Genomic DNA, 25,230 nt, shown 5'->3' with positions numbered 1-25,230 from the left:
GGTAACCCGAATGCGAAAGACCATTGATTGGGCGGCACTGCCGCCCACGGCGAAGCTTTGCCTGGAAGTTGCGCTCATCCACGGCGGATTGGTGAAGACCGAGCACGGCTACATCGGCCGCACTGCCGCGCCTGAGACAGAGCAACGCTTCGGCGCGGTTGTAGTTGCCGCGCTCATGCGCGAGGGACTAGCCACCTCTGACGCCTTCGATGAGCGCCTGGTCGTGCTGACCGATGCCGCCACCGCTTTATTCGATTTACAACACACAAACAACGAGGTCGGCTCGTGAGGCATGCCAACAGCTGGTTCACCGCACAGGAGCCGCGATTCGTTGATGCGGCCAGCAATGCGCCGCAGCGCATCGCGCCGCACGCCAAGCACGAAGAGGCACGCCTGCTCGCTGCCGCCGTTGACGCGCACCGCCGTGCCGGCGGCGCTTATGTCGTGATCGACCACGCCACATCTCCGCAGGCGCCTAAGCGCTGGCTCGGCGTCTAAGGAAGGTCATGCAAGAGGATCTGCGACAACAGGTGCTGTCCCGACTAGAGCGGGATTACGGACTCAAGCACCGGAGCGGTACCGAGTACATGCGCGGTGGCAAGTGCCCGTCGTGCAGCAAGAAAGAGCTGTACACCAACCATCTCAAGCCATGGGTGGTGAAGTGCGGTCGTCAATCCAAGTGCGGGCGCGAGCTGCACGTCAAGGATCTGTACGACGACCTGTTCGACGACTGGTCCAAGCGCTTCCAGGCAACGCCTGCGGCTCCCAACGCTGCGGCCGATGCCTACCTGCAGTTCTCCCGTGGCTTTGACCTGGCACCGCTGAAAGGCCTTTACACCCAGGACAGCCACTACGACCGCAAAATCAGTGCCGGCACCGCAACGGTGCGCTTTGCGCTGGTCAAGGGCGGCTGGTGGGAGCGCCTGATCGATCGCCCGCACCGCTTCGGCAAGCAGAAGGCGCGCTTTGCGCCAGGCCAGAGCTATGCGGGCGTGTGGTGGGCCGCGCCTGCCGCGCTGACAGCCATGCAGACGGCGCGCGAAGTGTGGATCGTGGAGGGGATCTTTGATGCGATCGCGCTCCTGCAGCACAGCATGTGCGCGGTGTCGGCCATGTCTTCCAACGCGTTTCCGGAAGAATCGTTACGCGAGCTGGCCAAGGCGCGCATGGCCGATCTTCCAACGCTCGTGTGGGCGCTGGACAACGAGCCAGGGGCCCGTGCGTATACGCACAAGCACATCAAGCGTGCAGCGGCACTGGGCTTCGACTCGCGGGTCGCGCAGATCGTCCAGCGCGACGGCAAGAAGACCGACTGGAACGACCTGCATCTGCGCGCTATCGCGTCCGATGATCCCAAGCAGTGGGACAACGACGTCAAGGAATCTCGCTACCAGGGCGACTTGCTCGTCGCCCGCACAGCAGTGGACAAAGGCCTGCTGATGTTCGAGCACGACGGCCGCAACGACTTCTGGCTGGAGTATCGCTCCCGCCTGTACTGGTTCGACTTCGACACACAACGCTTCGACAAACTGCGCAAGGAGAAGCTGGGCGATATTGATGCCGATGACGGCGACGAGGTCGCAGCCGAGGATCTGAGCAAGATCAAGCGCGCCGCATGCTCTGTGCAGAAGATCGCCAACTGCTACCCGGAGGCCCTGTATTTCCAGCGCCAAGAGGTCACCGACGAAAGCTGGTACTACTTCCGCGTCGATTTTCCGCACGATGGCCCCAGCGTAAAGGGCACCTTTACCGGTGGCCATGTCGCGAGCGCCTCCGAGTTCAAGAAGCGCCTGATCTCCCTGGCGGCCGGCGCCATGTTCACGGGTACCGGCCACCAGTTGGACCGCCTGATTGAGGAACAGACCGAGGCAATCAAGACGGTGGACGCCATCGACTTCGTTGGCTACAGCAAAGAGCACCGCGCCTACCTGCTCGGCGATATGGCCGTGCGCGACGGCGAGCTGGTGACGGCCAACGAAGAGGATTACTTCGAGTTCGACAAGCTGCGCTTGAAGACCACGCAGAAGTCCATCCGCTTGGAGATCCAACGCGATGCCGAGGCGTTCCGCGTGGATTGGCTACCGTGGCTCTGGCAGTGCTTCGGCACGCACGGCATGGTCGCCATGACGTTCTGGTTTGGCTCGTTGTTCGCCGAGCAGATCCGCGCCGGCCACAAGAGCTTCCCATTCCTCGAAGCCACCGGTGAAGCCGGCGCCGGCAAGACCACGCTGCTGACGTTCCTGTGGAAGCTGCTGGGCCGCTCCGATTACGAGGGCTTCGACCCGGCCAAGTCATCAAAGGCTGGCCGTGCACGCGCCATGGGCCAGGTATCCGGCATGCCCGTCGTCCTGCTGGAGGCCGACCGCAGCGAGCCGGACAAAGCGCACTCCAAGACGTTCGAGTGGGATGAGCTGAAAGACTTCTTTGGTGGCGGCACCCTGGCAACACGCGGCGTGCGCAATGGCGGCAACGAGACCTACGAGCCACCGTTTCGCGGCACGATCGTCATCACCCAGAACGCTGCGGTGGACGCCAGTGAAGCGATTCTGACGCGAATTGTGAAGCTGCACTTCAAACGGCCGCAGGTCACCACCGAAAGCCGTATCGCGGCTGACAATCTCAACGCGCTGCAGGTCGAAGAAGTCAGCCACTTCCTCGTGCGTGCCATCCGCCAGGAGCGCGCCATCCTCGATCTGTTCGCCGAGCGGGTGAAGGTGTTCGAGGCCAAGCTACGCGCGCAGCAGGATCTGCGCCTGGAACGTGTCATCAAGAACCACGCCCAGATGCTGGCGCTGTTCGACTGCCTGCGCCTGGTCATCACCATCCCTGACGAAATGGTCGAGCAGACGCGGCTGGCGCTGTTGGACATGGCGCTGGAACGGCAGAAGGCGATCAGCGCCGACCACGCGATGGTCAACGAGTTCTGGGAGGTCTACGAATACCTCGAAGCCACCGGCCACGGTAAAGCCGTCGTCAACCACAGCCGCGACGCGCAGCGCATTGCGATCAACCTCAATCACTTCGCGGCACGGGCCGCGCAGTTCAGTCAGCCCGTCCCCGACCTCAAGGTGCTGCGTGCGTTGCTTGGGGACTCGCGCCGGCACAATTTCATCGGCGCGAACGTGGCCGTCAACAGTGCCGTCCTCAAGGACGATCTGACCGGCGTCGGTACCACCGTGAAGTGCTGGGTGTTCGCCAAATGACTGGATCCTCATTGATCGTTGCCAATTTACAGATCCGGCGCGATAAGGCCGGACGCTACTGCCTGAATGACCTGCACCAGGCGGCAGGTATACGCCCAGGCTGCGGCCGTCGCGATGGGCCGAGAACCAGCAGACTCGCGACCTCGCAATCCTGGTGGAAAGCAAAGCCGGAATTCCGGCTTTGGTCATCCATCATGGTGGCGCGGCCCCAGGCACCTATGCACTCAAGCCATTGGTTTATGCGTATGCCATGTGGGTGTCCCCCGAATTCCACTTGGCGGTGATTGAGGCCTACGACGCCCTGATCACGGCAAATGATGAGAGCCGCCCGATGGTGGCCACCGCTGCCTTACACCGAGTGCGCATGCAGACGGTCACCAGGCTGTACCGCGCTGTACACCCCGCCGAGCTGGCCGCTCTGCATGCGCAGGCCACGCAGCTTTCCCTGGCGCTGGATCTGCCTCGGCCGGAGCTGCCGGCGGCGGCGGTTGCGCTGCAGAACGGCCAGGGGACGCTGACGAGGTTCTGGTTGGCAGTCGATGCCGGCCTAGCCGCCGGCCAGTTGCACAACCACGCTCGCCGCGACGATGTGCTGGCACTCAACCTGCCGCAGGTCAGGCAATTCGCCGCCCGTAGTGGCATCGCGTTGCCCGAATCCACCGCGCTGACCGGCGCGCTTCGCGCTTGTCCGCGACTGCTGCACGTCAATCGTGTCTACAACAGCCCGGCCATCGGGCGCGCGGTGAAATGCTGGGTGTTCGCCAAATGAGCACGCTCGCACATGTGGGAAATTTTGGGAAATTTTCGTTGACTTCTACCTGGCAGCGGAGCAACTATTACCGCGTCGCCGCAAAATCGGCGGCCGGGATTGGCGTCCCGACTTCAAACGGCGCAACAGCGCCCATCGAACGATGCCCGGCGCTTTTTTCTCGCCCGGCTTCCGCTCGGGCGCGTGCCTGCCAGTTCTATGGCGGGCGGTGCGTGGGGGCCGCGAGGCCCACCGGTTCCGTTTGTCCGGTACGCCAACCCGCACCGTCCGCCACCCCGATTGGCGTCGGGGCGGCGGACTCCAAATTACAAACGGAGTCCTGCATGTCCTACGACGCTCAAGAAGCGCCGGCAAATGCCGCGCGTCAGATCGCCCACTACTTCGGCCTGATCGCCGACACCCTCGACTGGAATCACACCGCCTGGCTCGCCCTGCAGGCGAAGCTGCAGGCCATGGGCAAAGCGCCCGAGGCCCTGACCTTGGCCGACGTTGAGGCCGCCATTTCCAGCATCAACGCCGACCTGGCCGAGGTGCGCCAGTGAGCCGGCGCGACATGCACAAATCGCTGCGCGTGGCCCCCGGCGTCTACCTGCTTCTGCAGATACGAAAGACCGACGTGCTGGCCGAACTGTACGCAGATGGCCTGCATGATCGCGCGCCGGTCATGTTCGCCTGCAGCGCAATTGAAGACGCTTGCGAGTTGTTCCCGGTCAATGACGGCACTGGCCTGGTCATCGGCTCGTTGCACGTGGTCATGCCGGAAGCCGAGGCCGCCGCCCTGCAGGAATGGGTGATCGAGCGCATGCCCGCATTGGAGGTGGCTTGATGGACGCCGCTCGCCCACACGCACAGCTGCCGGAAGACGCTGATTTCTCGATCAGCGAAGAAGAGCAATATCGCCTCTGGCGCGCGTACCACGCGGCCGCATTGCTTGCCGCGCTGACCAACGATATCGCGATCGAAGCAGGCATCAACCACGACGGACCAGCAGCGGTGGCCGAGTACATCCGCCATGAACTGCTCGATGTCCTCAATGGCGCGCAGCGCCTGCGCGAGCCTGACCCCAGCATCCCACCATCCGGCGCCGACCTGATCTAACCCGCACCAGCGGGCCGGCGGGCGGTGCTCGAACACCGCCCCAAGGCCCTCCACCAACGCAACTTTGGAGAGTCGATATGCAACAGCACCCTGGAACACGTCCAGCCGCGGCAGCACGTCTGCTGGCTTCGGGCACCGGACCCGGCCCGGAGGCTACCACGCCGGCCGTCGTCGCCTACGATCGCAGCATGGGCGACTGCTCAGCGACCATCACCATGCACGTCACACATGGTGCGGTCGTGGTCACTGCCGTCCTGAACATGGGACCGCTTCGCCAGGTGCGTCAGTCCTGGGAGCGGCGTCGCGGCACCGGTACCGGCTGGAAGCTCGTCGACGGCCCCCGCCTGTGGACCACGGCGGAAGATCGCATCAGCACGGAGTTGGCCGAGTTCATGGATGGCCTGGACTTCCCCTTTGACCTGGCCAACATGCTGCCGCGCAGGCCGACTGCAGCTGCTGCAGCTGCGGTAGCGCAGGCCGCACGGGAGGTGGCCAATGGGTGAGTTGCTTGCCCTGGTGGTGGTCCTGGCGCCGGCGGCCGGTGGCGCGCTGGTCTATAAGCTGTGGTCGACGCGCCGTCCGCGCCTCACCCAGACCGGCCTGGCCGTTGGACAGGTGCCACAGCGCCTGCGTCGCCGCACTCGCATGGCTGTGCGGCGGGAGGCTGCTCATGGCTGAGTCGGTCATCCTTCTCGGCCCCCAGGGCAGCGGCAAATCTCTCAACGCCGATGCTTTGTGCCAGAGACTCGGCCTGCAGGAGGTCATTGAGCCGGACGAAATGTTGTTCACGTTCCGCGCTGATCGCCTGGAATCTTCCGGGCAACTGATTCTGACCTGCGACGAACAGCAGGCGCGCACCTGGTCGGTGCGCTGGGGGTTGCGCCTCATCCGTGTTGAGGAAGCACGCGCTCAGCTCGGCGCCGCATGGAGGACGCAGCTATGAACCTGCAGCGCACGATTGAGGTTGCTCGCGCCGCTGCGCGTATGGGAGGGCCCAGCCCTTTGTCCACTGGGGAGGCGCTGACCGCCGCTCTGGTGCTGAATCGTGCCGATTGGCTGGCGGAGATGGACTACACCATCGCCGAGGCCCTGGACCGGATCGACCCCGACACCGTGCAGCATCTGCGAGATGCCGAGCGCGCATTGCGCCAGGAGGGGCCATGACGCAACGTCAGGTCAACCACGATAGTCCTTTGCCACCCTGCACGAACGGGCACTTGGCTCGCCATATGCTCGACGCCCGCCGCCCCGAGGCGGGCGGTGGGCACTTCATCGAGTGCGTGTGTGGGCGCACACAAAAGCACCCCAGCTTTGAGTTGGCCATGACCGAATGGCGGCGTGCTCATCGCATCCGCACCACTCGTCAGCCACGTCCCTGCGCTCAGAACGTCGTGCAGCTCGGCCTGCGCTTCAGTGGCACGCGTCAGCGATGATCGATGGCGCAAACATCGAAGGGTTTCGCAGGGCTTGCGAGGCGCGACACTGGCTAAGGCAGGGCTACGTGGACGCGGTCAGGGTGCGAGAACTGAGGCCCCGCATAGCCGCCCAGCGCGGCTATGCGGCTGCTGACTTGCTCGTGGAGGAAATGCGCGAGCAATGGCGTCACAGGCGGCAGTGGATCGAGGGAAAAGGCGCGTGAGCAGTCCGGTCATTACGTTCGAGGACCTGCGTCGCCTCTGCGCGCCAGCCGGTCCTGCCCCACGCGCATCCACGGTAGTGCGTTGGGCACGCGATCAAGGCATTCGCTACAGATACGACGGTCGCGGCGGCATTTGGACAACTGTGGACGCACTCAACGCTGCGCTTGGCCTACATAGCGCTGAGGGAGATACGACAAATACCATGGAGCTGATCTGATGGGACGCGGTAGAAAACGGAAGTTCAACCCAGATATTCCGGCGCATATTGACCAGGCAGCACTCCCAAAGGGCATCTATTGGGAAGACAACCGCTGGTATCTCTTAGAGGCTCATCCCGAGGGGGGCCGTCCGCGAAAGCGGACGGTTGCTCATGCTGACATCCGGCTTTCTGAACTCCACAGCATTGCTGAAGCCGCCGCGGGCAATGAGGTCCGGGGCACATTGGCTTACCTCGCGGAGCGCTTTCAGGCGTCCACGGAATTTGCAGAGCTGTCCAGGGACACACAGCGGGATTACCGCTGGTGCGCCGAGACAGCGACTACGTATGTGCTCAAGGATGGTTCGCTGCTCGGCAAGATGCAGATTGCGCGCATCAATGTGCCGGCCATGCAGCGCCTGGTTGAGACCCTAGCGGGAGGTCGGCCAGCAACCAAACTGCAGCCGGCAATCGAACCGCGCCCGAGCAAAGCCAACCACGTCTTGCGCTACCTGCGCCGCACTTTCGGCTGGGGCATTCGCATGGGCCTATGCGAGCACAACCCTGCCAAGGGTGTCCGCCAGGCGAAGGAGCGCGGCGAGCACAACATGCCCGAATCCGATGTATTTACCACCGCGCTGACCTTCGCGCTCGAACGCGGCAGCCTCAAGGCCCACACACGTGGCAGCGTACCGCCCTACCTCCACGCGGTGATGTTGCTCGCCTACAACCTACGTCTGCGCGGTATCGAGGTCACCGATCTGACGGATGCACATGCAGAGGCCGAAGGCATACGGAGCAGCCGACGCAAAGGCTCACGCGATACGGTCACCGCCTGGAACGACGACCTTCGCCAAGCGTGGGCCTGGCTGGCAGCCTATCGGCAAAGAGCGATGAATGCGTATGGGCGCCCCGTGCCTATGAAACCTGAGCGGCGCCGGCTGCTGGTGAATCAGTCGGGCACGCCCCTCAGCAAGTCTGCGCTCGACAGCGCTTGGCAGCGGATGATTGCGTTAGCCATCAAGGATGGTGTCATTACGACCGAACAGCGGTTTAGCTTGCATGGATTGAAGCATCGCGGCATCACGGACACTGCCGGCACCCGCGCCGACAAGCAGGAGGCTGCCGGTCATGCGACGCAGCAGATGACCAACAGGTATGCGCACGACGTCCCGCTGGTACAGCCACCCATCCTGCCCACCAACCGCTGAACACTTCGCTGCCCGAGCTATTGGGCGGCGCTTTCAGGGCAGCGCCTAGCGGAATTTTCCCGGCAATTTTCCCGACACAAAAAAAAACAGCCACTTGCTCGCGCTAAGTGGCTGTTTTAATTGGTGGGCCGTCAAGGATTCGAACCTTGGACCTATTGATTAAGAGTCAACTGCTCTACCAACTGAGCTAACGGCCCTGAAACTGATCGCACATTCTATGTGCATTTTTGCTTCGTTGCAATACCCGGTGACACATCGGGTCAAACATTCCCGCAATTGCTTGTCATCAGTGGGGTGGCTGAGGGGACTCGAACCCCCGACATCTGGAATCACAATCCAGTACTCTAACCAGCTGAGCTACAGCCACCACTGAAAACTTACTTCCTACCGTACCGCCGATGGCGCGCCCGACAGGACTCGAACCTGTAACCGCCGGCTTAGAAGGCCGGTGCTCTATCCGGTTGAGCTACGGGCGCCCGGACCGAACTTCGCATTCCCACGCCGTCAGGAGCTCGGAATGGTCGGGGTAGAGGGATTCGAACCCCCGACATCCTGCTCCCAAAGCAGGCGCGCTACCAGACTGCGCTATACCCCGGCGGGACCTTTCAATCCCGAAGGCTCGAAAGGTCGGCTATTTTGGGAACGATTGGCCTCGCTGTCAATCACCCTGTGTAAATTGAACGATCAGCTATCCTCGCGACAAGGCTCGCCAGTAGAGTGAGCACACCTCTCATGGAGAATACGCATGCGTAGCGGTAACCCTGCCCTTCGGGAATCAACATTCCTTGACTCGGGCTCCGGCTCGGTGGTCACCCGCGACGGTCAGACGATGACCCTCAACGGCACGGTCAACAAAACCGGCGCGCTGTTGCTGATGGCGGTGATCACCGCGGTCTTCGCTTGGTCGCAATCGATCGGTGCCGACGGCATGCCTTTGCCTGCCGCGCGCATCTACATGATCGCCGGCGCGATCGGCGGCCTGGTGTTTGCACTGGCCACCAGCTTCAAGCCGACCTGGGCACCGATCACGGCGCCGCTTTACGCACTGATCGAAGGCTTCTTCCTCGGCTCGATCTCGGCGGTGTACGAAGCGCGTTTCAACGGCATCGTGTTTCAGGCGGTGCTGCTGACCTTCGGCACAATGTTCGCGCTGCTGTTTGCGTATCGCAGCGGCATGATCAAGGCTACCGAAAACTTCAAGCTGGGTGTGGTCGCGGCCACTGGCGGCATTGCGCTGGTGTATCTGGCGACCATCGTGCTGGGCTTCTTCGGCGTGCACATTCCTTTCATCCACGACTCGGGCCTGATCGGGATTGGTTTCAGCCTGTTCGTGGTGGTGGTGGCCGCATTGAACCTGGTGCTGGACTTCGACTTCATCGAGAGCGGCGTCGAGCAGGGTGCGCCCAAGCACATGGAGTGGTACGGCGCGTTCGGCCTGATGGTGACGCTGGTGTGGCTGTACATCGAGTTCCTGCGTCTGCTGTCGAAGCTGCAGTCGCGCAATTAAGGCAGGGAATCGGGATTGGGATCGCAAGAGCGTCCCCCACGATCGATGACCAAGTGTGGCTTCAGACAATTCCCAGCAAAAAGATAAGGGCGCCTAGGCGCCCTTATCTTTTTGTGCGATCAACCAGTGCGCTCAGAGGCGGCTGGCGATGGCCTTGGCGAAGCCCATGGTGTTGCCGGTGCCGCCCAGGTCGGGAGTCAAGGAATCCTTGGCCTCCAGCGTGGCGACGATGGCTTCGCGCAGGCGCTCGGCGTTCTGCGGCTGGCCGATGTGGTCCAGCATCTGCGCGGCGCCCAGCAGCAGCGCGCACGGGTTGGCCTTGCCCTGCCCTGCAATATCCGGCGCCGAGCCGTGCACGGCTTCGAAGATCGCCGCGTCCAGACCAATGTTGGCACCCGGCGCCAGGCCCAGGCCGCCGACCAGACCGGCGCACAGGTCGGAGATGATGTCGCCGAACAGGTTGGTGGTCACGATGATGTCGAACTGCTCTGGACGCATCACCAACTGCATGCAGGTGTTGTCGACGATCATTTCCTGGAATTCGATTTCCGGGTACTGCGCGGCTACATCGCGGGCCACCTTCAGGAACAGGCCCGAGGTCGACTTGATGATGTTGGCCTTGTGCACCGCAGTTACCTTCTTACGGCCGGTGGCGCGCGCCAGATCGAAGGCGTAGCGCACGATGCGCTCGGAGCCCTTGCGGGTGATCCGGGTGCCGGAGAACGCGGTCTCGCCGTCCTCGGACACGGTCTGGCCTTCGCTCAGGTACGCGCCTTCGGTGTTCTCGCGGACCGTGATCAGGTCCACGCCATCGGCGAAACGCGACTTGGTGTTCGGGAACGACTTGGCCGGACGCACGTTGGCGTACAGGTCGAACTTTCGACGCATGGCGACGTTGATCGAGCTGAAGCCTTCGCCCACCGGCGTAGTCAGCGGGCTTTTCAGCGCCACTTTGTTCTTGGTGATCGAGGCCAGGGTGGACTCGGGCAGCAGATCGCCGTGCTTTTCCAGCGCGACCAGGCCGGCGTCGGCGTACTCGTAGGTCAGGCCAGCTTGCAGCGCGTCGAGCACGAACAGCGTGGCATCCATGATCTCCGGGCCAATACCGTCGCCGCGGATGACCGTGATTGTCTGCGTCATAACGTTGGGTTTCCGAACTTGAAGGGGGGAGCGCCAGCCGTCGAACCCGGCAGATCGGCGCAATTGAGGTTTCACCGGCAATTATGCCCGATGCCGGTGAAGGCACCCAAACGACCTTGGTCTAAGGGTGACTACCGAAACGACTGCGCAGTCACCAGGCGGGCGTGGCCGATGCTAGGAATCGGCATGTACCACTCGGGCACTGCGCTTCTGCGCCATCCGCGCGTACCTGACGACTGTTCGCTCCGTTGTGGTAACAGCTCTCAGAACGGCAGGCGCCCAAACGCAACGCGCCGCCTCGATGAGCGGCGCGTGCGTCTTGCCGGCTGTTACGAATCCCAAATCCCCACTCCCGCACCTCAGCGACACACTCAGTCGTGCGCGTGCTGGGCCGGCGCCTGCGCGCCGCCTTCGAGCTGGTCGAGGAAGTCCACCGCGCGGCGCAGATGCGGAATAACGATGGAGCCGCCCACCACCAGACCGACCGAGAAGGTTTCGAAAAACTCTTCGCGGCTCACGCCGGCTTCCTTGCACTGGGCCACGTGGTAGCTGATGCAGTCGTCGCAGCGCAGCACCATCGAGGCGACCAGGCCGAGCAGCTCCTTGGTCTTCACGTCCAGGGCGCCGGCTTGGTAGGTCTGGGTGTCCAGCGCGAAGAAGCGCCGCACCACCTGGTTCGGCTCGGCCAGGATGCGCTGATTCATGCGCTGACGGAATTCGGTGAATTCGCGCAGGCGGTCGGTGCTGCCGTCGTCGGAACCACTCATGCCTGACCGCCCGCGCTGCCGGCCAGCAGTGGCTCGAGCTTGCCGGCGCGGTGCATGGCCATCATATCGTCGTAGCCGCCCACGTGGATGTCGCCGACAAAGATCTGCGGCACGCTGGTGCGCTTGGCCAGGGCAACCATCTTGTCGCGCTCGGCCGGGTCCAGGTCGATCCGCACCTCGGTCCAGGTCTTGCCCTTGCTCTTGAGGAAGTTCTTGGCCGCCACGCAATACGGGCAGATGGCGGAGGAATACAGGGTGATCTGCGGGCCGGAGGCCGCGTCCTGATCGGTATGGTCTTGGCTCACGGGAAGCTCCGTGGTTGGCATGAGGTCTGACACATGGTACCGGGCGACTGGAATTTCCATGTCGTCACCGCAACACTGTGGGTTAACCGATGATTCACGCCATCGCGCCGTGCTGCCCGCATGCTCCGCGCACTACCTGGGAGTTCCACTTGCGCCTGCTACCGCTCGCCACTGCCCTCACGCTGGCTGTTGCCATGGGTGTGGCATCTGCGCAGGAAAACCGTCTGCCCGACATCGGTTCGTCGGCCGGCGAGCTGCTGACCCCGGCACGTCAGGCCGAGTACGGCAAAATGATGTTGGCCGAGTTGCGCAACTACGACTACGTGCTGGACGACCCGCTGATCACCGACTGGCTGCAGACCATGGGCACCCGGCTAGGCGCCAACAGCGACCAGCCGCAGCAGCCGTTTACGTTTTTCATGCTGCGCGACCGCCAGATCAATGCGTTCGCCACGCTGGGCGGCTATGTGGCGGTCAATGCGGGGCTGGTGCTGACCGCCGAGCGCGAGGACGAAGTGGCGGCGGTGCTGTCGCACGAAATCGCCCACGTCACCCAGCAGCATGTGCTGCGCGGGGTGGAGCGTGCGCAGCGCGACCAGATCCCGATCCTGCTCGGTATGCTGGCAGCGGTGGTGGCAGCGCAGCAGGCCGGGGGCAACTCCAAGGGCGACGCCACCATGGCCACCATCACCAGCGCGATGGGGCTGATGCAGCAGCGGCAGATCGACTACACCCGCTCCAACGAATCCGAAGCCGACCGGCTGGGCATCCGCACGCTGGCGCGCAGCGGTTACGACGTGGATGCGATGGCCGGCTTCTTCGAGCGCATGTCGGTAGCGATGCGGGCCAACGAAGGCGGTTACAGCGCGCCGGATTTCCTGCAGACCCACCCTGTCACCGTCACCCGCATCAGCGAAGCCAAGGCACGCGCCGAGCAGATGAAGAAGAACACCGTGGTGCTGACCACTTCGGTGCCGGGTGGAAGCCGCCAGGAGCGCGTGGACCCGTCCGACCCGTCGCTGTCGGAACCGCTCAGCCGCAATGGCAACGCACTGCTTCCCTATGCCCTGCGGCTGCCGGTGGACGCGCTCAGCCGTGGTGCCGACCAGCAAGGCTTCGATTGGGCCAAGGAGCGCCTGCGCGTACTCAGCGCGGCAACACCCGATGCAGCCATTCGCGAATACGAAACCCTGCGCCGCAGCGCCAAACAAGGCTTGAGCGATGCGCAGCGCTACGGCCTGGCGCTGGCGAAGCTGCGCAACAGCGGCGGCCGGCCGGGCGAGCCGGTGGCCGAGCTGAGCAGCCTGCTTGAGGCGCATCCGGACAATCTGTGGTTGGCGCTGGGTTTGAGCGAGGCGCAGGCGCGCGTCGGCCAGCGCGAGGCGGCCAATGCGCGCTTTGACGCGTTGCTCAAGCAATTGCCGAACAACCGCGCGGTGGCGCTGACGTATGCCAGCGCGCTCAACGAGCAGGCCAGCAAGGAGTCCGGCCAGCGCGCGCGCCAGGTGCTGGAGCCGTTGTTGCACCGGAGCAGCGACGACCCGTTGCTGCAACAGAGCTACGCCCGTGCCTGCGAGCTCTCCGGCGACCAACTGCTCGCCAGCGAAGCGTATGCGGAAGCGGCGTTCTTGAACGGCCGCGCCGAACAGGCCTTGATCCAGCTGGAAGCACTGAAAAAGAAAGATCTCGACTATGTGACACGGGCGCGCGTGGATGCGCGCATCGCCGCCATTACGCCGACCGTGCTGGAGCTGCGGCGCCAAGGCATTCGCGACCCGGATTTATCCACACGCTGATCGCTGACCGGCGTTGCCGGCTGTATGCGACAGCAGCGTGTCGGGTGGCCGCCTGCCGGCAGTGGAACTGCCGAGTCCGCTTCGTCTAACCATCACCATCGCGCAGGCGATGCCGGCGATGTCACATTAGAGTCACAAAACCGTAGTCTACTGGCGATCACCAAAGCCAGACGGTAAGCCCCGCGTGCAGAAACGCATTCTGATCGTCGATGACGAACCCGCGATCCGCGACATGGTGGCGTTCGCGCTACGCAAAGGCGAGTTCGAGCCCATCCATGCCGGTGATGCCCGCGAGGCGCAGACCGCCATTGCCGACCGCGTGCCGGATCTGATCCTGCTGGACTGGATGCTGCCGGGCACCAGCGGGCTGGACCTGGCGCGGCGCTGGCGCAAGGAGCAGCTGACCCGCGAGATTCCGATCATCATGCTCACCGCGCGTGGTGAGGAAAACGACCGTGTTGGCGGTCTGGAAGCCGGCGTCGACGATTACGTGGTCAAGCCGTTCTCGGCACGCGAGCTGTTGGCACGCATCCGCGCGGTGATGCGGCGCACCCGCGAAGACGACGAAGACGGCAGCGTGGCGGTGGGACGCCTGCGTATCGATGGCGCCGCGCACCGCGTGTTCGCTGGCGATGCGCCGGTGCCGATCGGCCCGACCGAATACCGCCTGCTGCACTTCTTCATGACCCATCCGGAGCGCGTGTATACGCGCACCCAGCTGCTGGACCATGTCTGGGGCGGCAGCGTGTATGTGGAAGAGCGCACCATCGACGTACATATCCGCCGCCTGCGCAAGACGCTGGAACCGTTCGGCCTGGAAAACATGGTGCAGACCGTGCGTGGCTCGGGCTATCGTTTTTCTTCGGCGACCTGACGTGCCGCCAAGCCGCCCGGCCGCAGTCTGGCCGGGGCGCCGTCTACCTGATGCTTCGTGGTAACGCCTTCCATGCCCCAACATATCCGTTCCGCCTGGCTCAAGACGCTCGGCACCCTCGCGCTGCTGTTGGGCGCTGCCGTCGTGGTGGGCGTGCTGATCGAGCATGTGTGGATGGCGCTGACGCTCACCGCGCTGGGCGTGCTGGCTTGGCATTACTGGCGGCTGCGCCAGGTGCTGCGGCGACTCACCGCGCGTCAACGTGCCGAGCCTGCCGCCGGGATTGGCGCCTGGAACGAACTGGACCGGCTGCTGTATCGCAGCCAGGCGGAAATGCGCGGGCGCAAGCGGCGCTTGATCGAGATGTTGCGCACCTACCGCGCCGCCGCGCAGGCGCTGCCGGATGCGGTGGTGGTGGTCGATCGCAACAGCCAGCGCGTGCAGTGGTTCAACAAGGCAGCAGGCGGTTTGCTCGGCCTGCACCATCCCGGCGACATGGGCGTGTCGATAGTGGAGCGGCTGCAGCCGTTGCCGCTGGCGCATTGGCTGGCAGCCGGGCGCAATGCCGAGCCGATGCTGGATGCCGCCTCGCCGGCCGATCCGGATCTGCGCCTGAATCTGCGCCTGATTCCCTATTCCGACGACTACTGGCTGCTGGTGGCGCGCGATGTCAGCAAGCTGCTGCGGCTGGAGCAGGTGCGTCGCGATTTCGTGGCCAACGTCTCGCATGAACTGCGCACCCCGCTGACGGTGGTGCATGGCTATCTGGACATGCTCGACCCGGAAGACTTCCCCGATTCGGGCCCGATGCTGGCGGAGATGCGCAAGCAATCGCAGCGCATGGCGCAGTTGGTTGAAGATCTGCTGACGCTGTCGCGTCTGGAATCGCAGGAAGAACTTGGCGAAGAACACGTGGCGATGGCGCCCATGCTGTCGACCTTGCGTCGCGAGGCCGAGGCGCACAGCCAGGGCCGCCACACCGTGGACGTGATCGACGAGGCCGGCGTGGATCTGCTCGGCTCCAACAAGGAACTGCACAGCGCATTTTCCAACTTGGTCACCAACGCGGTGCGCTATACGCCCGGCGGTGGCACGGTGACGATCCGTTTCGTGCGCGAAGGCGATGGCGCAGCGCTGGCCGTGCGTGACACCGGCTACGGCATTCCCGCCTCGCATCTGCCGCGCATCACCGAACGCTTCTATCGCGTGTCCAGCAGCCGCTCGCGCGAGAGCGGCGGCACCGGGCTGGGGCTATCGATCGTCAAGCACATCCTGGGGCTGCATCAGGCGCGTCTGGACATCGAAAGCGAAGTGGGACGCGGCAGCGAGTTTTCGTGTCATTTCGTCGCCGCGCGTGTCGTGCAGCGCGAACCATCGGTGCCACTGTCACGCTCGGCGTGATATGTAGTCAGTGCGCGCCACAACGCGGCGCGATGGTCGCGTTCAGCGCGCGCCGCATCGCCTGCGCTGCAGTTGCGCGGTAACCACGCACATAACCCGTCTTGATGATTGATTCCATGGGCCACGCCAAAGAACTGCACGACATCACACCCGGTGACGATATCGCCAGCGATCCGTTGCGTGATCCGGCGTTGTACATCAACCGCGAGCTCTCGCAGCTGGACTTCAACTTCCGGGTGCTGGCGCAGGCGCTCGATGAGCAGGTGCCATTGCTGGAGCGGCTGCGCTTCCTGTGCATCTCGTGCACCAATCTGGACGAATTCTTCGAAATCCGCGCAGCCACCGTGCGGCATGCGCAGGAGTTCGGGCTGCCGCCGGCACCCGACGGTCTGAGCCCGACCGCCATCCTCAATGCCGTGCACGATCGCGCTGCCAAGTTGGTCGAGCAGCAATACCACGCATGGAATGAAGTGCTACGCCCGGCGATGGAAGATGCCGGCGTTGCCGTGCTCAGCCGCTTGGCCTGGACCTCGCGCCAGAAACGCTGGCTGCGTGCGTACTTCCGCAACGAGATCATGCCGGTGTTGTCGCCGTTGGGCCTGGATCCGGCGCACCCGTTCCCGAAGATCCTCAACAAGACCTTGAACATCGTGGTGGTGCTGGAAGGCCAGGACGCGTTCGGCCGCGCCGGGCATCTGGCTATCGTGCGCGCACCGCGTTCGCTACCACGCATCATCCAGCTGCCGGCAAGCCTGTCGCCGGAGGGCGCGCAGAGTTTCGTGTTTTTGTCCTCGGTGTTGTCCGAATTCGTCGACGAACTGTTCCCGGGCATGCAAGTCATGGGCTCGTATCAGTTCCGCGTCACCCGCAATTCCGAGTTGGTGGTGGACGAGGAAGAAGTCGAAAACCTGGCGCTGGCCTTGCGTGACGAGTTGGTCACGCGCGGCTACCGGCCGGCGGTGCGGCTGGAGATCGCGCACGATTGCCCGGCGCCGATACTGCGCACCTTGCTGCAGAATTTCGGCCTGAACGAAAACGCGGTGTACCGCATTGTCGGGCCGGTCAACCTGAGCCGCGTCACGCAGGTCTATGACCTGGTGCAACGTCCCGAACTCAAGTACCCCTCGTTCAATCCGCGCACCTTGCGCGACAGCGAGGGCATCTTCGAGATCGTCAAAAAGGGCGACGTGTTGCTGCACCACCCCTTCGATGCGTTCACTGCGGTGCTGGACGTGATCCGTCAAGCTGCGGTCGACCCGAACGTGCTGGCGATCAAGCAGACGCTGTACCGCACCGGCAAGGATTCGTTGATTGTCGATGCACTGATTCTGGCCGCGCGCAACGGCAAGGACGTCACCGTGGTGGTGGAGTTGCGTGCGCGCTTCGACGAAGAAGCCAACCTGGGCCTGGCCGACAAGCTGCAGGAAGCCGGCGTGCAGGTGGTCTATGGCGTGGTCGGTTTCAAGACCCACGCCAAGATGCTGCTGATCGTGCGGCGCGAGGGCCGCAAGCTCAAACGCTACGTGCACCTGGGCACCGGCAATTACCACAGCGGCACCGCGCGCCTGTATACCGACATCAGCCTGATCACCGCCGAGGTGGAGATCGGCAACGACGTGCACATGCTGTTTCAGCAGTTGTCCGGGCTTGCCCCGCGCATGAAGCTGGAACAGTTGCTGCAGTCTCCGTTTACGCTGCATGCCGGCGTGCTGAAGCGGATCGATCGTGAAACGCGACTGGCCCGCAAGGGTCGCCCGGGCCGCATCATCGCCAAGATGAACGCCCTCAACGAGCCGCAAGTGGTGCGTGCGCTGTATACCGCCTCGCAGGCTGGGGTGCAGATCGATCTGATCGTGCGTGGCGCCTGCACGCTGCGTCCCGGCGTGCCGGGCGTGTCGGACAACATCCGCGTGCGCTCGATCGTGGGGCGATTTCTGGAACATAGCCGCGTGTACTGGTTCGGCAACGATGGCGCCGCCGAGTTGTATTGCGCCAGCGCCGACTGGCTGGAACGCAACCTGCTGCGGCGGGTGGAAACCTGTTTCCCGATCCTGGAACCGGACCTGGCCAAGCGCGTCTACCGCGAGGTACTGCAGAACTATCTGGACGACAACGTCAGCGCCTGGGAGCTGGACGCCGAAGGCGTGTACCACAAGCGCACGCCTGCCCCGGGCGAGCCACCCCATTCGGCGCAGATGACCTTGCTCGATCGGATCTGAGCAACGCCGCAGCACGCAAGGTGGGAAGCCGTCCGCGAAGGCGAGCGGCATGCCCGCAACGGTGACCTGCAGGTGGCATCCAGCGATTCCGAGCACCGACTGCGCCCTGACCCTGATGGGTCCACGCATGACCTTTCACGGGCCAACGGCCCATCGGCTACCATGCGGCCATGCCAATGCCCTCCTCCACGATTCCGCCCCTGCGCGATGGCGATTTTCTCGCCGCCATCGACCTAGGCTCCAACAGTTTCCACATGGTCATTGCGCGCTACCTGATGGGTCAGCTGCGCGTCGTCGATCGCCTGCGTGAAACCGTGCGCATGGCCGATGGCCTGGATGGCAAAGGTGGGCTCTCCAACGAAGCACGTCAGCGCGCGCTCGAATGCCTGGCGCGCTTCGGCCAGCGCATTCGCGACGTGCCCTCGCTGCGCGTGCGCGCCTTGGCCACCAACACAGTGCGTCAGCTGCGTTCGCCGCAAGCGTTTTTGATGCCCGCCGAAACCGCGCTGGGCCATGCGATCGAAGTGGTCAGCGGGCGGGAGGAAGCGCGCCTGATCTATCTCGGTGTTGCGCATGCGCAACCGCCCAAGTCGGATCAACGCCGGCTGGTGATCGACATCGGCGGCGGCTCGACCGAGTTCATCATCGGCCGCGGGTTTCAGACGCTGGAACGCGAAAGTCTGCAGGCCGGTTGCATCGCCAGCACGCGGCGGTTTTTCCCCGGCGGCAAATTGTCGAAGAAGAAATGGAAAGATGCGCTGACCGAGATCGGCGCCGAGTTCCAGCAATTCGCCGGCCAGTACAAGGCACTGGGCTGGCACGAGGCGATCGGTTCGTCCGGCACCCACAAAGCCATTGGCGAGATGTGTGCGGCGATGAAGCTGACCAAGGGCGCGATCACGGCGCAGGCACTGCCGGCGCTGCGCGATGAGCTGCTCAAGGCCAAGCGCATCGAAGACATCCAGCTGCCCGGCCTGGCGGCCGAACGGCGGCCGATCATCGCTGGCGGCATCTTGGTGCTGGAAGCGGCATTTCAGGCGCTGGGTCTGGAGAAACTGATGGTCAGCAAGGCGGCGATGCGCGAAGGCATCCTGTACGACATGCTTGGCCGCGGTGGCGAAAATGATCCGCGCGACAGTTCGGTAGCATCGTTGGTGCAGCGCTACGGGATCGACGAAGTCCAGGCGGCACGCGTGGAAGCCACCGCCTGCCGGCTGTTCGACCAGGTCTGCGAATCCTGGCAACTGGATGGCGACGATGCGCAGGTGCTGCGCCGCGCTGCGCGCCTGCACGAGCTGGGACTGATCATTGCGCACAGCCAGTACCACGTGCACGGCAGCTATATTCTCGAACACTCGGATATCGCCGGTTTTTCCCGGCAGGAACAGCAAGTACTGGCCGCGCTTGTCCGCACGCACCGGCGCAATGTACCCAAGACCGCGTTCGATGCGCTGCCCGACCGCCTGCTGCTGCCAACCCGGCGCAATGCCGCACTGCTGCGGCTGGCAGTGTTGCTGCACCGCGCGCATGAGTCGGACCCGATTCCGACCCTGGAACTCACCGCCGACGACACCCGGCTATCGCTGATCCTGTCGCAAAGCTGGATCGACTCGCGTCCACTGCTACGCGCCGACCTGATCGGCGAAGTCGAAAGCATGGCCGGCCTGGGAATTGTGTTCAAACCGTTTGTGACCTGAGGCCAGAGGCATCAGACGGGAATCGGGAATAGACCACCACGGGGCTCTTAGAAGTTTCTGACTGGTGTCGATGGCGCCGAACCGGTGCAGCACGCTGCCTTTGCGATTCCCGATTCCCGATTCCCGATTCTCCATTCCCGTCACAGCTGTCACCGCCACGTCTTACTAGCGCAACATCAATGCCATCGCACTCCCGGAAGCTAGCGAAAACGGGAGAACGGGCATGCGCTACGCGATGGTTACCGAAACCTATCCCCCCGAGGTCAACGGTGTTGCGTTGACCGTGCACGGCCTGGAAACCGGCCTGCGCGCGCGCGGACATCACGTGGATGTGGTGCGGCCACGCCAGAGCACCGACACCGCAACGACCGATGCGCTACTGGTGCGCGGGGCATCACTGCCGCGCTACCCGGGATTGAAATTCGGCCTGCCGGCCACGCACCGTCTCGTACGTCATTGGCGCAGCACGCAACCGGATGCGATCTACGTGGCCACGGAAGGCCCGCTGGGCTGGTCGGCAATGCGTGCAGCACGCCGGCTCGGCATCCCGGTCGCTACCGGCTTCCACACCCGCTTTGACGAATACCTGCCCGACTACGGCGCCGCCTGGCTGCAGGGCACCGCGCTGCGCTGGATGCGGCGCTTCCACAACCAGGCCGATGCCACCTTGGTGCCCACGCGCGAATTACAACAATTTCTGCGCGAAGGCGGCTTCGAGCGCGTGCAATTGCTGGCGCGCGCAGTGGACAGCCAGCAATTCGATCCAGGTCGTCGCGATCTTGCATTGCGCGCGGACTGGGGCATCGAAGGCGACGGTTTTGCCGCCATCTACGTCGGGCGCATTGCCAACGAAAAGAATCTGCGGCTGGCCGTGCGCGCCTTTCGCAAGCTGCAACAGATCCGCCCGAAAGCACGCTTCGTGTGGGTAGGCGATGGCCCGGCACGCGAGAAGATTGCGCACGAAAATCCCGACTTCATTTTCTGTGGCGTCCAGCGTGGCGATGCACTGGCGCGTCACTTCGCCAGCGGTGATCTATTCCTGTTCCCCAGCCGCAGCGAAACCTTCGGCAATGTGACGCTGGAAGCGATGGCCAGCGGCGTGGCGACGGTCGCTTTCGATTACGGCGCCGCACGCGAATATCTGCACAATGGTCAGACCGGCGCGGCGGTGGACACCGACGAGGCCTTCATCCAGGCCGCTGTCGCACTCACCGAAGACGATGCACTGCGCCAACGCATCGGCAACGCGGCGGCGCAATCGATGAAAAAACTGCATCCGGACAATGTGGTCTCCGACTTCGAAGGCTTGTTGCTGGACATCAGCGCTGCACGGGGGCGTTATGTCGTCAACGCGGCTTGAGGTCTTGCGCGGCCACGAAGCGCGCTGGTGCCGACGCGCCAACCACTGGTGCCGGCGCAACCCGGTACGGCGCGCGTTCTCCACCATCAGCCGCTTGGGTGACGGCGTGTTCTGGTACGCCTTGATGGGCTTGTTGGTGGTGCTCGACGGCATGGATGGCGTGCGTGCATCGGCGCACATGGCCGCCACCGGCGTGCTCGCACTGACCTTGTACAAGGCGCTCAAGCGCTGGACCCGCCGCCCGCGCCCCTATGCGGCGGACGTGCGCATTCGCGCCTGGGTGGCACCATTGGACGAGTTCAGCTTCCCCTCCGGCCACACCTTGCACGCGGTCTCCTTCAGCATCGTGGCACTGGCCTACTACCCCTGGCTCGCCCCCTTGCTGGTGCCATTTTCGGCCGGCGTGGCACTCTCGCGCGTGGTGCTGGGATTGCATTATCCCAGCGACGTGCTGGCCGCCACCGTGATCGGTGTGCTGCTGGCCAGTTTGTCGCTGTGGGGGCTGCCGGTGGTGTTGGGGTAAGCGCTAGCCATTGGCGGGGCGCGGCTTACTGACAGGCAGGCGGAAAGATAGACCGACGCGCAACCGGGACGGAACCAAGCAGGCAGCAGCGCGTCCTCGCCTCACCCTTCTCCCTTCGGGATATTGTCCTACTTGATGGGGGAGAAGGCGCCACGCAGGGGGCGGATACGGGCACGTGCGAGGCTTGATGCACTTACCGTCGATTGTTCTTGCACGATCAATTGCTCTTGCACGTAGGTTGATAATGGAACCACATAGCGCAGCTGTGCGACTTCAGCGTGTGGCTTCGCCCCGTACCCTCACCCCTATTCCTCTTCCGCAGGGGCGAGCTGCGTTTCGCTCTTGATGATAGCCGCCGCGCGTAACGCTCTGGTGCCGAGTAATGCTCACGAGCGCCACGCCTGCGTGACCACTGATCAGAGACATCGGACGTCGGGCATTGGGCAACTCAAACTGATCGCCAGTGGCTTCGAAGCCAATGACTGACGTGTACCACCAATAGCAGATCGACAAGCCCCAACGTCTAATACCAAATCACTCATCAGCCATGATCCGCCAATCTCGAATCTCCACTCCCGAATCACAAATCTCCCATCCCCGCCCCTGACCGCCCCGCGCTCCCGCCGTACAATGACGCAATGACGACCCTGTTCATTTCCGACCTGCATCTGGACCCGGCCCGGCCGGCGATCACCGAGTTGTTTCTGGATTTCGTGCGCACGCAGGTACCCGGCAGCGACGCGCTCTACATCCTGGGTGATCTGTTCGAAGCCTGGATCGGCGACGGCACGCCGTCCACTGCCGCCGATGCAGTGGCAGTGGCGCTGTATGGGGTGGCCAATGCCGGCGTGCCAGTGTTCTTCATGGCCGGCAACCGCGACTTCCTGGTGGGCGACACCTACGCGCAGCGCGCGGGCTTCCGCATCCTGCCCGACCCCACCGTGATCGATCTGTACGGGCACACCACGCTGCTGATGCACGGCGATTTGCTGTGCACCGACGACACGGCCTACCAGGCGTTTCGCGCGCAGACACGCGACCCGGCGTTTCAGGCGCAGTTCCTGGCCCAGCCGCTGGCCGCACGCGTGGCGTTCGCGCAGCAGGCGCGCGCGGCTAGTCAGGCGCGGCATGCAGAACTCAGGCAGGGCGACCAGGCGCGCTTGGAGACCGTCACCGACGTCTCGCCGGCCGAAGTGGAAGCCACCTTCGTGCGTTACGGGCTGGACCGGCTGATCCACGGCCACACCCATCGCCCTGCCATCCACACCGTGCAGGCCGGCGGTAATACCTGCACGCGCATCGTGCTGGGCGACTGGTACGAACAAGGCTCGGTCTTGCGTGTGGATGCCGATGGCGTGGCGCTGGAACAGTTGGCGCTGTAGCGCGCTGTGCTTGCACTGGCAAGGCGATGCTGCATTCAATGCGCGCGCAGGATCATCCAAGCGCATCCGAGGCACACGCCACCGCCTCACGGCTCTATGAAGTGATGTCTCAAGTGCTTCTTCTTGAAGCACGCACGCAGATCCGCGCGTCTACGCCGATCGACGACCGCAACGCATCACTGCATGCTTCGCGCACGCTCGGCATAGTCGACGAAATCGCCGTTCACCACGTCGTACCACAGCAACGTGCCATCGGCCTGCACGCGGAAACGGTCGCGTACCGGGCTGGTCTGCGGGTCGCCGGGACAACCGTCGCCGTGGCGTTCGCGTACCGCAAAATCGAACGACTCCGGCGAAGGCGCATCACCTTCCTCGGCCATGATGCCGATGCAGTTGTCCGGGTACACATGGTCGCTCTGCAAGCGGGCTTCAAGCGCATTCAGCGCGCGGGTTTGCGCGTCGTCACTGGCGGGCGCTGCAGGCGCGGTAACGGCAGGCGTGGGCTGTGTGGCAACGGGCTCGGCCGGTTGCTGCTTGCATCCGGCAAGCGTCAGCGCGGCCAGGAAAACAAACACAAAGTGCAGGGACGTGGACATGAAAGCTCCGCTCGACGGGACAGGGCCGGTTGTCACCGGCGGTGCGCCTAGTCTGCGCGATCAACGCGCGCGGGTGTAGCGTAGAAAAGCCCGGCACGTGCGGTGCCGGGCCAGGCTTGGATCAATCAACAAGACTCAACGGAAGCCGGCAATCGTGGCCTTGGTGTTAACCAGCACGCGTTGGTTGTCGGCGGTGCTGGCATTACCCATGGGCACACCGTTGTAGCTGATGTTGGGGTTGGACCAGTAGTTCAGACGCGGGCAGCCTCCGGAGCAGTCGTAGGCCATGATGGTGCGCCAACTGTTGCCGTAGCGGTAGCCGTGACCATAGGCATACGGCGATGTGCTTGGGTCGTTGGTGGCGTCGTGGCGTGCGCTCTGCAGATGCCCGATTTCATGCGCGAAGCTGTAGTAGCCGGTGGCGCAATCCCAGTACACCGATGCGAACGCGCTTGCGGCGTTAGAGCCGATTCCCGATGCCAGACCGCAGTAGCTGCTGTTGTCCAGGACAATCACACCCACATCGGCGGTGTAGGTGTTGCGACTGGTATGGATGCTGTCCATGTAGCCGTCGTTGGTCACGCGGAAGCGCTGCAGGTCGGTGGTGAAGTTGCCGGTTTCGGTGTAGCTGGTGGTCTCGTAGCGCGCCAGCTGCATAGTGATGCCGACATTGCTATTGATGTAGCCCTGGTTGGCTTCGGCCACCGCCAGCTGCACCAGCGATTGCATGTTGCCGCCGTAAGCGGTCACGGCCTTGTTGGTGGCCACCACCAGCACGCGAATGGTCGCCGGGCTGCCTGATGAGGCAGCTGCGGCAGTGACGCGTCCATCGCCGGGCATGTCGAACTTCGGCAGCAGGCTGTATTCGGCCGGATGCTCCTGCGGCATGCGTTGCTCATCCACTTGCACCAGCACGTGGCGACCATCGGCGAGCGGACGCAGGCGATACAGCTTGCCGGCGTAGCGAATGGTGCCGGTGACGGTCTCGCCGCTGCGCACCAGGATGGCCGAGTTCAGCGGATCGACGCCCGAGAGCGTGCGTGCGCGGCTGCCGGCACGCGGGCCCAGGTTGCCGTACCACACGCTGTCGCCGCCCTCCAGCGCATCGACCTTGGCCTGAGTGGCGGTGATGGTCTGGCCATCCAGCTGCAGTTCCAGCAATTTTTCCGAGGCGGTCACCGCGCCGGCATCAAGCTGGACCACCTGCGCGTTGGCAGTGGAGGGGGCGCTCAACAGGCGTTGCAGCGACGGTTCGGCTGCTACGGTGGCGGTGGCGCTGCGGCTCAGCGCAGGGCCGGTTTGATACAGCGGTTTACCAGCAGCGGCGGCGGAACCGGCCAGGCACATGGCGATCAGACCCACCGTGGCGCACATCGACTTCGACTTCATGGTCTTTCTCTCCTAAGACATGAAAGTTACGGATGTGAAACACCGGGCCCCTGCCCCCGGGACGCCATTAGGGCGCGTTGCATTGAACAGAATGCAAGTTGTTACAAAGGTAAATTACATTTATGTGATGTTTGCCGATACCTGGATGCGATTCCAG

The 25,230-nt window shown here is 63.8% G+C and carries 29 protein-coding genes, 4 tRNA genes and 1 other RNA gene; 25 read left to right on the top strand and 9 right to left on the bottom strand.

The window, feature by feature from the left end; all coding sequences use genetic code 11:
* The first annotated feature begins 10 nt into the window (after nucleotides 1-10).
* From NX05_RS21180 to NX05_RS21120, 15 genes are all read left to right on the top strand, one after another.
* Nucleotides 11-289, top strand: coding sequence for a hypothetical protein (locus NX05_RS21180; protein WP_039436050.1), 279 nt, complete (start codon nucleotides 11-13; stop codon nucleotides 287-289).
* Nucleotides 286-498 (top strand): hypothetical protein, encoded by a 213-nt coding sequence (locus NX05_RS21175; RefSeq protein ID WP_039436051.1) that lies wholly within the window; start codon nucleotides 286-288, stop codon nucleotides 496-498. Before NX05_RS21180 ends, NX05_RS21175 begins: the two co-directional genes overlap by 4 nt.
* An 8-nt stretch (nucleotides 499-506) precedes the next feature.
* Nucleotides 507-3,203 carry a toprim domain-containing protein gene (locus tag NX05_RS21170; RefSeq protein WP_039436053.1) on the top strand — a complete coding sequence of 899 codons (2,697 nt, stop codon included), beginning with the start codon at nucleotides 507-509 and terminating at the stop codon, nucleotides 3,201-3,203.
* A gap of 100 nt (nucleotides 3,204-3,303) precedes the next feature.
* Nucleotides 3,304-3,972, top strand: coding sequence for a KilA-N domain-containing protein (locus NX05_RS24585; RefSeq protein WP_080764650.1), 669 nt, complete (start codon nucleotides 3,304-3,306; stop codon nucleotides 3,970-3,972).
* Nucleotides 3,973-4,295: 323 nt separating this feature from the next.
* Nucleotides 4,296-4,514 carry a hypothetical protein gene (locus NX05_RS21160; protein ID WP_015472861.1) on the top strand — a complete coding sequence of 73 codons (219 nt, stop codon included), beginning with the start codon at nucleotides 4,296-4,298 and terminating at the stop codon, nucleotides 4,512-4,514.
* Between the two features lie 11 nt (nucleotides 4,515-4,525).
* Nucleotides 4,526-4,798: a hypothetical protein gene (locus tag NX05_RS21155; RefSeq protein ID WP_039436439.1), complete on the top strand. Its 273-nt coding sequence runs from the start codon at nucleotides 4,526-4,528 to the stop codon at nucleotides 4,796-4,798.
* Nucleotides 4,798-5,070 carry a hypothetical protein gene (locus tag NX05_RS21150; protein WP_033484472.1) on the top strand — a complete coding sequence of 91 codons (273 nt, stop codon included), beginning with the start codon at nucleotides 4,798-4,800 and terminating at the stop codon, nucleotides 5,068-5,070. Before NX05_RS21155 ends, NX05_RS21150 begins: the two co-directional genes overlap by 1 nt.
* Before the next feature lie 77 nt (nucleotides 5,071-5,147).
* On the top strand, nucleotides 5,148-5,573 hold the full coding sequence (locus NX05_RS21145) for a hypothetical protein (RefSeq protein ID WP_039436063.1): 426 nt from the start codon (nucleotides 5,148-5,150) through the stop codon (nucleotides 5,571-5,573).
* On the top strand, nucleotides 5,566-5,748 hold the full coding sequence (locus NX05_RS21140) for a hypothetical protein (protein ID WP_029221333.1): 183 nt from the start codon (nucleotides 5,566-5,568) through the stop codon (nucleotides 5,746-5,748). Before NX05_RS21145 ends, NX05_RS21140 begins: the two co-directional genes overlap by 8 nt.
* The gene (locus NX05_RS21135; protein WP_039436066.1) at nucleotides 5,741-6,013 is read left to right on the top strand and encodes a hypothetical protein; all 273 of its coding nucleotides are present in this window, start codon (nucleotides 5,741-5,743) and stop codon (nucleotides 6,011-6,013) included. Before NX05_RS21140 ends, NX05_RS21135 begins: the two co-directional genes overlap by 8 nt.
* A complete protein-coding gene (locus NX05_RS21130) occupies nucleotides 6,010-6,234 on the top strand; it encodes a hypothetical protein (protein ID WP_039436440.1) in 225 nt (74 codons plus the stop codon). Before NX05_RS21135 ends, NX05_RS21130 begins: the two co-directional genes overlap by 4 nt.
* On the top strand, nucleotides 6,231-6,503 hold the full coding sequence (locus tag NX05_RS23395; protein WP_173568308.1) for a hypothetical protein: 273 nt from the start codon (nucleotides 6,231-6,233) through the stop codon (nucleotides 6,501-6,503). Before NX05_RS21130 ends, NX05_RS23395 begins: the two co-directional genes overlap by 4 nt.
* Nucleotides 6,500-6,709 carry a DUF7696 family protein gene (locus NX05_RS25135; protein WP_039436069.1) on the top strand — a complete coding sequence of 70 codons (210 nt, stop codon included), beginning with the start codon at nucleotides 6,500-6,502 and terminating at the stop codon, nucleotides 6,707-6,709. The genes NX05_RS23395 and NX05_RS25135 overlap by 4 nt, the downstream gene beginning before the upstream one ends.
* Entirely contained in the window at nucleotides 6,706-6,927 is a 222-nt protein-coding gene (locus NX05_RS25130) for a hypothetical protein (protein WP_104607658.1), read from the top strand. Before NX05_RS25135 ends, NX05_RS25130 begins: the two co-directional genes overlap by 4 nt.
* On the top strand, nucleotides 6,927-8,117 hold the full coding sequence (locus NX05_RS21120) for a site-specific integrase (RefSeq protein ID WP_039436071.1): 1,191 nt from the start codon (nucleotides 6,927-6,929) through the stop codon (nucleotides 8,115-8,117). The genes NX05_RS25130 and NX05_RS21120 overlap by 1 nt, the downstream gene beginning before the upstream one ends.
* A 121-nt stretch (nucleotides 8,118-8,238) precedes the next feature.
* Here the strand turns inward: NX05_RS21120 and NX05_RS21115 are convergent.
* From NX05_RS21115 to NX05_RS21100, 4 genes are all read right to left on the bottom strand, one after another.
* Nucleotides 8,239-8,314: transfer RNA gene (locus NX05_RS21115), tRNA-Lys, on the bottom strand.
* 93 nt (nucleotides 8,315-8,407) lie between these two features.
* Nucleotides 8,408-8,484, bottom strand: a tRNA-His gene (locus tag NX05_RS21110).
* A gap of 32 nt (nucleotides 8,485-8,516) precedes the next feature.
* Nucleotides 8,517-8,593 (bottom strand) — tRNA-Arg (locus tag NX05_RS21105).
* A gap of 42 nt (nucleotides 8,594-8,635) precedes the next feature.
* A tRNA-Pro gene (locus tag NX05_RS21100) sits at nucleotides 8,636-8,712 on the bottom strand.
* 150 nt (nucleotides 8,713-8,862) lie between these two features.
* On the opposite strand from NX05_RS21100, the gene NX05_RS21095 reads away from it, so the two are divergent.
* On the top strand, nucleotides 8,863-9,624 hold the full coding sequence (locus NX05_RS21095; protein ID WP_010368532.1) for a Bax inhibitor-1/YccA family protein: 762 nt from the start codon (nucleotides 8,863-8,865) through the stop codon (nucleotides 9,622-9,624).
* Nucleotides 9,625-9,756: 132 nt separating this feature from the next.
* Here the strand turns inward: NX05_RS21095 and NX05_RS21090 are convergent, their stop codons facing one another.
* The gene (locus tag NX05_RS21090) at nucleotides 9,757-10,764 is read right to left on the bottom strand and encodes an isocitrate dehydrogenase (protein WP_010368534.1); all 1,008 of its coding nucleotides are present in this window, start codon (nucleotides 10,762-10,764) and stop codon (nucleotides 9,757-9,759) included.
* A 186-nt stretch (nucleotides 10,765-10,950) separates the two neighbouring features.
* Here NX05_RS21090 and NX05_RS23385 point away from each other — a divergent pair.
* A non-coding RNA gene (locus NX05_RS23385) (sX9 sRNA) lies at nucleotides 10,951-11,023 on the top strand.
* A gap of 112 nt (nucleotides 11,024-11,135) precedes the next feature.
* Here the strand turns inward: NX05_RS23385 and NX05_RS21085 are convergent.
* Together NX05_RS21085 and grxC are read right to left on the bottom strand one after the other, a co-directional pair.
* Nucleotides 11,136-11,531: a carboxymuconolactone decarboxylase family protein gene (locus NX05_RS21085; RefSeq protein ID WP_039436074.1), complete on the bottom strand. Its 396-nt coding sequence runs from the start codon at nucleotides 11,529-11,531 to the stop codon at nucleotides 11,136-11,138.
* Nucleotides 11,528-11,836, bottom strand: coding sequence for a glutaredoxin 3 (grxC, locus tag NX05_RS21080; protein ID WP_039436086.1), 309 nt, complete (start codon nucleotides 11,834-11,836; stop codon nucleotides 11,528-11,530). The genes NX05_RS21085 and grxC overlap by 4 nt, the downstream gene beginning before the upstream one ends.
* 149 nt (nucleotides 11,837-11,985) lie before the next feature.
* Between grxC and NX05_RS21075 the strand changes: the two genes are divergently transcribed.
* The 8 genes from NX05_RS21075 (at nucleotide 11,986) to lpxH (ending at nucleotide 23,088) form a co-directional block, all read left to right on the top strand.
* Nucleotides 11,986-13,632, top strand: a complete 1,647-nt coding sequence (locus NX05_RS21075; protein WP_033006600.1) for a M48 family metalloprotease — start codon at nucleotides 11,986-11,988, stop codon at nucleotides 13,630-13,632.
* A gap of 184 nt (nucleotides 13,633-13,816) precedes the next feature.
* Nucleotides 13,817-14,506: a phosphate regulon transcriptional regulator PhoB gene (gene phoB / locus NX05_RS21070; RefSeq protein ID WP_002806631.1), complete on the top strand. Its 690-nt coding sequence runs from the start codon at nucleotides 13,817-13,819 to the stop codon at nucleotides 14,504-14,506.
* A gap of 72 nt (nucleotides 14,507-14,578) precedes the next feature.
* Nucleotides 14,579-15,907, top strand: coding sequence for a phosphate regulon sensor histidine kinase PhoR (gene phoR, locus NX05_RS21065; protein WP_039436089.1), 1,329 nt, complete (start codon nucleotides 14,579-14,581; stop codon nucleotides 15,905-15,907).
* A gap of 116 nt (nucleotides 15,908-16,023) precedes the next feature.
* Nucleotides 16,024-18,126 (top strand): polyphosphate kinase 1, encoded by a 2,103-nt coding sequence (gene ppk1 / locus NX05_RS21060; protein WP_039436091.1) that lies wholly within the window; start codon nucleotides 16,024-16,026, stop codon nucleotides 18,124-18,126.
* Between the two features lie 176 nt (nucleotides 18,127-18,302).
* A complete protein-coding gene (gene ppx, locus NX05_RS21055; protein WP_080764653.1) occupies nucleotides 18,303-19,823 on the top strand; it encodes an exopolyphosphatase in 1,521 nt (506 codons plus the stop codon).
* A 223-nt stretch (nucleotides 19,824-20,046) separates the two neighbouring features.
* Nucleotides 20,047-21,183: a glycosyltransferase family 4 protein gene (locus NX05_RS21050; RefSeq protein ID WP_039436099.1), complete on the top strand. Its 1,137-nt coding sequence runs from the start codon at nucleotides 20,047-20,049 to the stop codon at nucleotides 21,181-21,183.
* Nucleotides 21,164-21,706 (top strand): phosphatase PAP2 family protein, encoded by a 543-nt coding sequence (locus tag NX05_RS21045; protein ID WP_010368558.1) that lies wholly within the window; start codon nucleotides 21,164-21,166, stop codon nucleotides 21,704-21,706. The genes NX05_RS21050 and NX05_RS21045 overlap by 20 nt, the downstream gene beginning before the upstream one ends.
* A 638-nt stretch (nucleotides 21,707-22,344) precedes the next feature.
* The gene (lpxH, locus tag NX05_RS21040) at nucleotides 22,345-23,088 is read left to right on the top strand and encodes a UDP-2,3-diacylglucosamine diphosphatase (RefSeq protein ID WP_039436102.1); all 744 of its coding nucleotides are present in this window, start codon (nucleotides 22,345-22,347) and stop codon (nucleotides 23,086-23,088) included.
* Between the two features lie 176 nt (nucleotides 23,089-23,264).
* Here the strand turns inward: lpxH and NX05_RS21035 are convergent, their stop codons facing one another.
* Together NX05_RS21035 and NX05_RS21030 are read right to left on the bottom strand one after the other, a co-directional pair.
* Nucleotides 23,265-23,684 carry a hypothetical protein gene (locus tag NX05_RS21035; RefSeq protein ID WP_010368563.1) on the bottom strand — a complete coding sequence of 140 codons (420 nt, stop codon included), beginning with the start codon at nucleotides 23,682-23,684 and terminating at the stop codon, nucleotides 23,265-23,267.
* Between the two features lie 135 nt (nucleotides 23,685-23,819).
* Nucleotides 23,820-25,073 carry a zinc-dependent metalloprotease gene (locus NX05_RS21030; RefSeq protein ID WP_010368565.1) on the bottom strand — a complete coding sequence of 418 codons (1,254 nt, stop codon included), beginning with the start codon at nucleotides 25,071-25,073 and terminating at the stop codon, nucleotides 23,820-23,822.
* Nucleotides 25,074-25,230: the final 157 nt, after the last annotated feature.

Source organism: Xanthomonas vasicola, from assembly GCF_000772705.2.
GTDB classification, from domain to species: Bacteria; Pseudomonadota; Gammaproteobacteria; order Xanthomonadales; family Xanthomonadaceae; genus Xanthomonas; species Xanthomonas vasicola.
The sequence above is the reverse complement of the archived record's forward strand: the minus strand, read 5'-3'. Positions and strand labels throughout refer to the sequence as shown.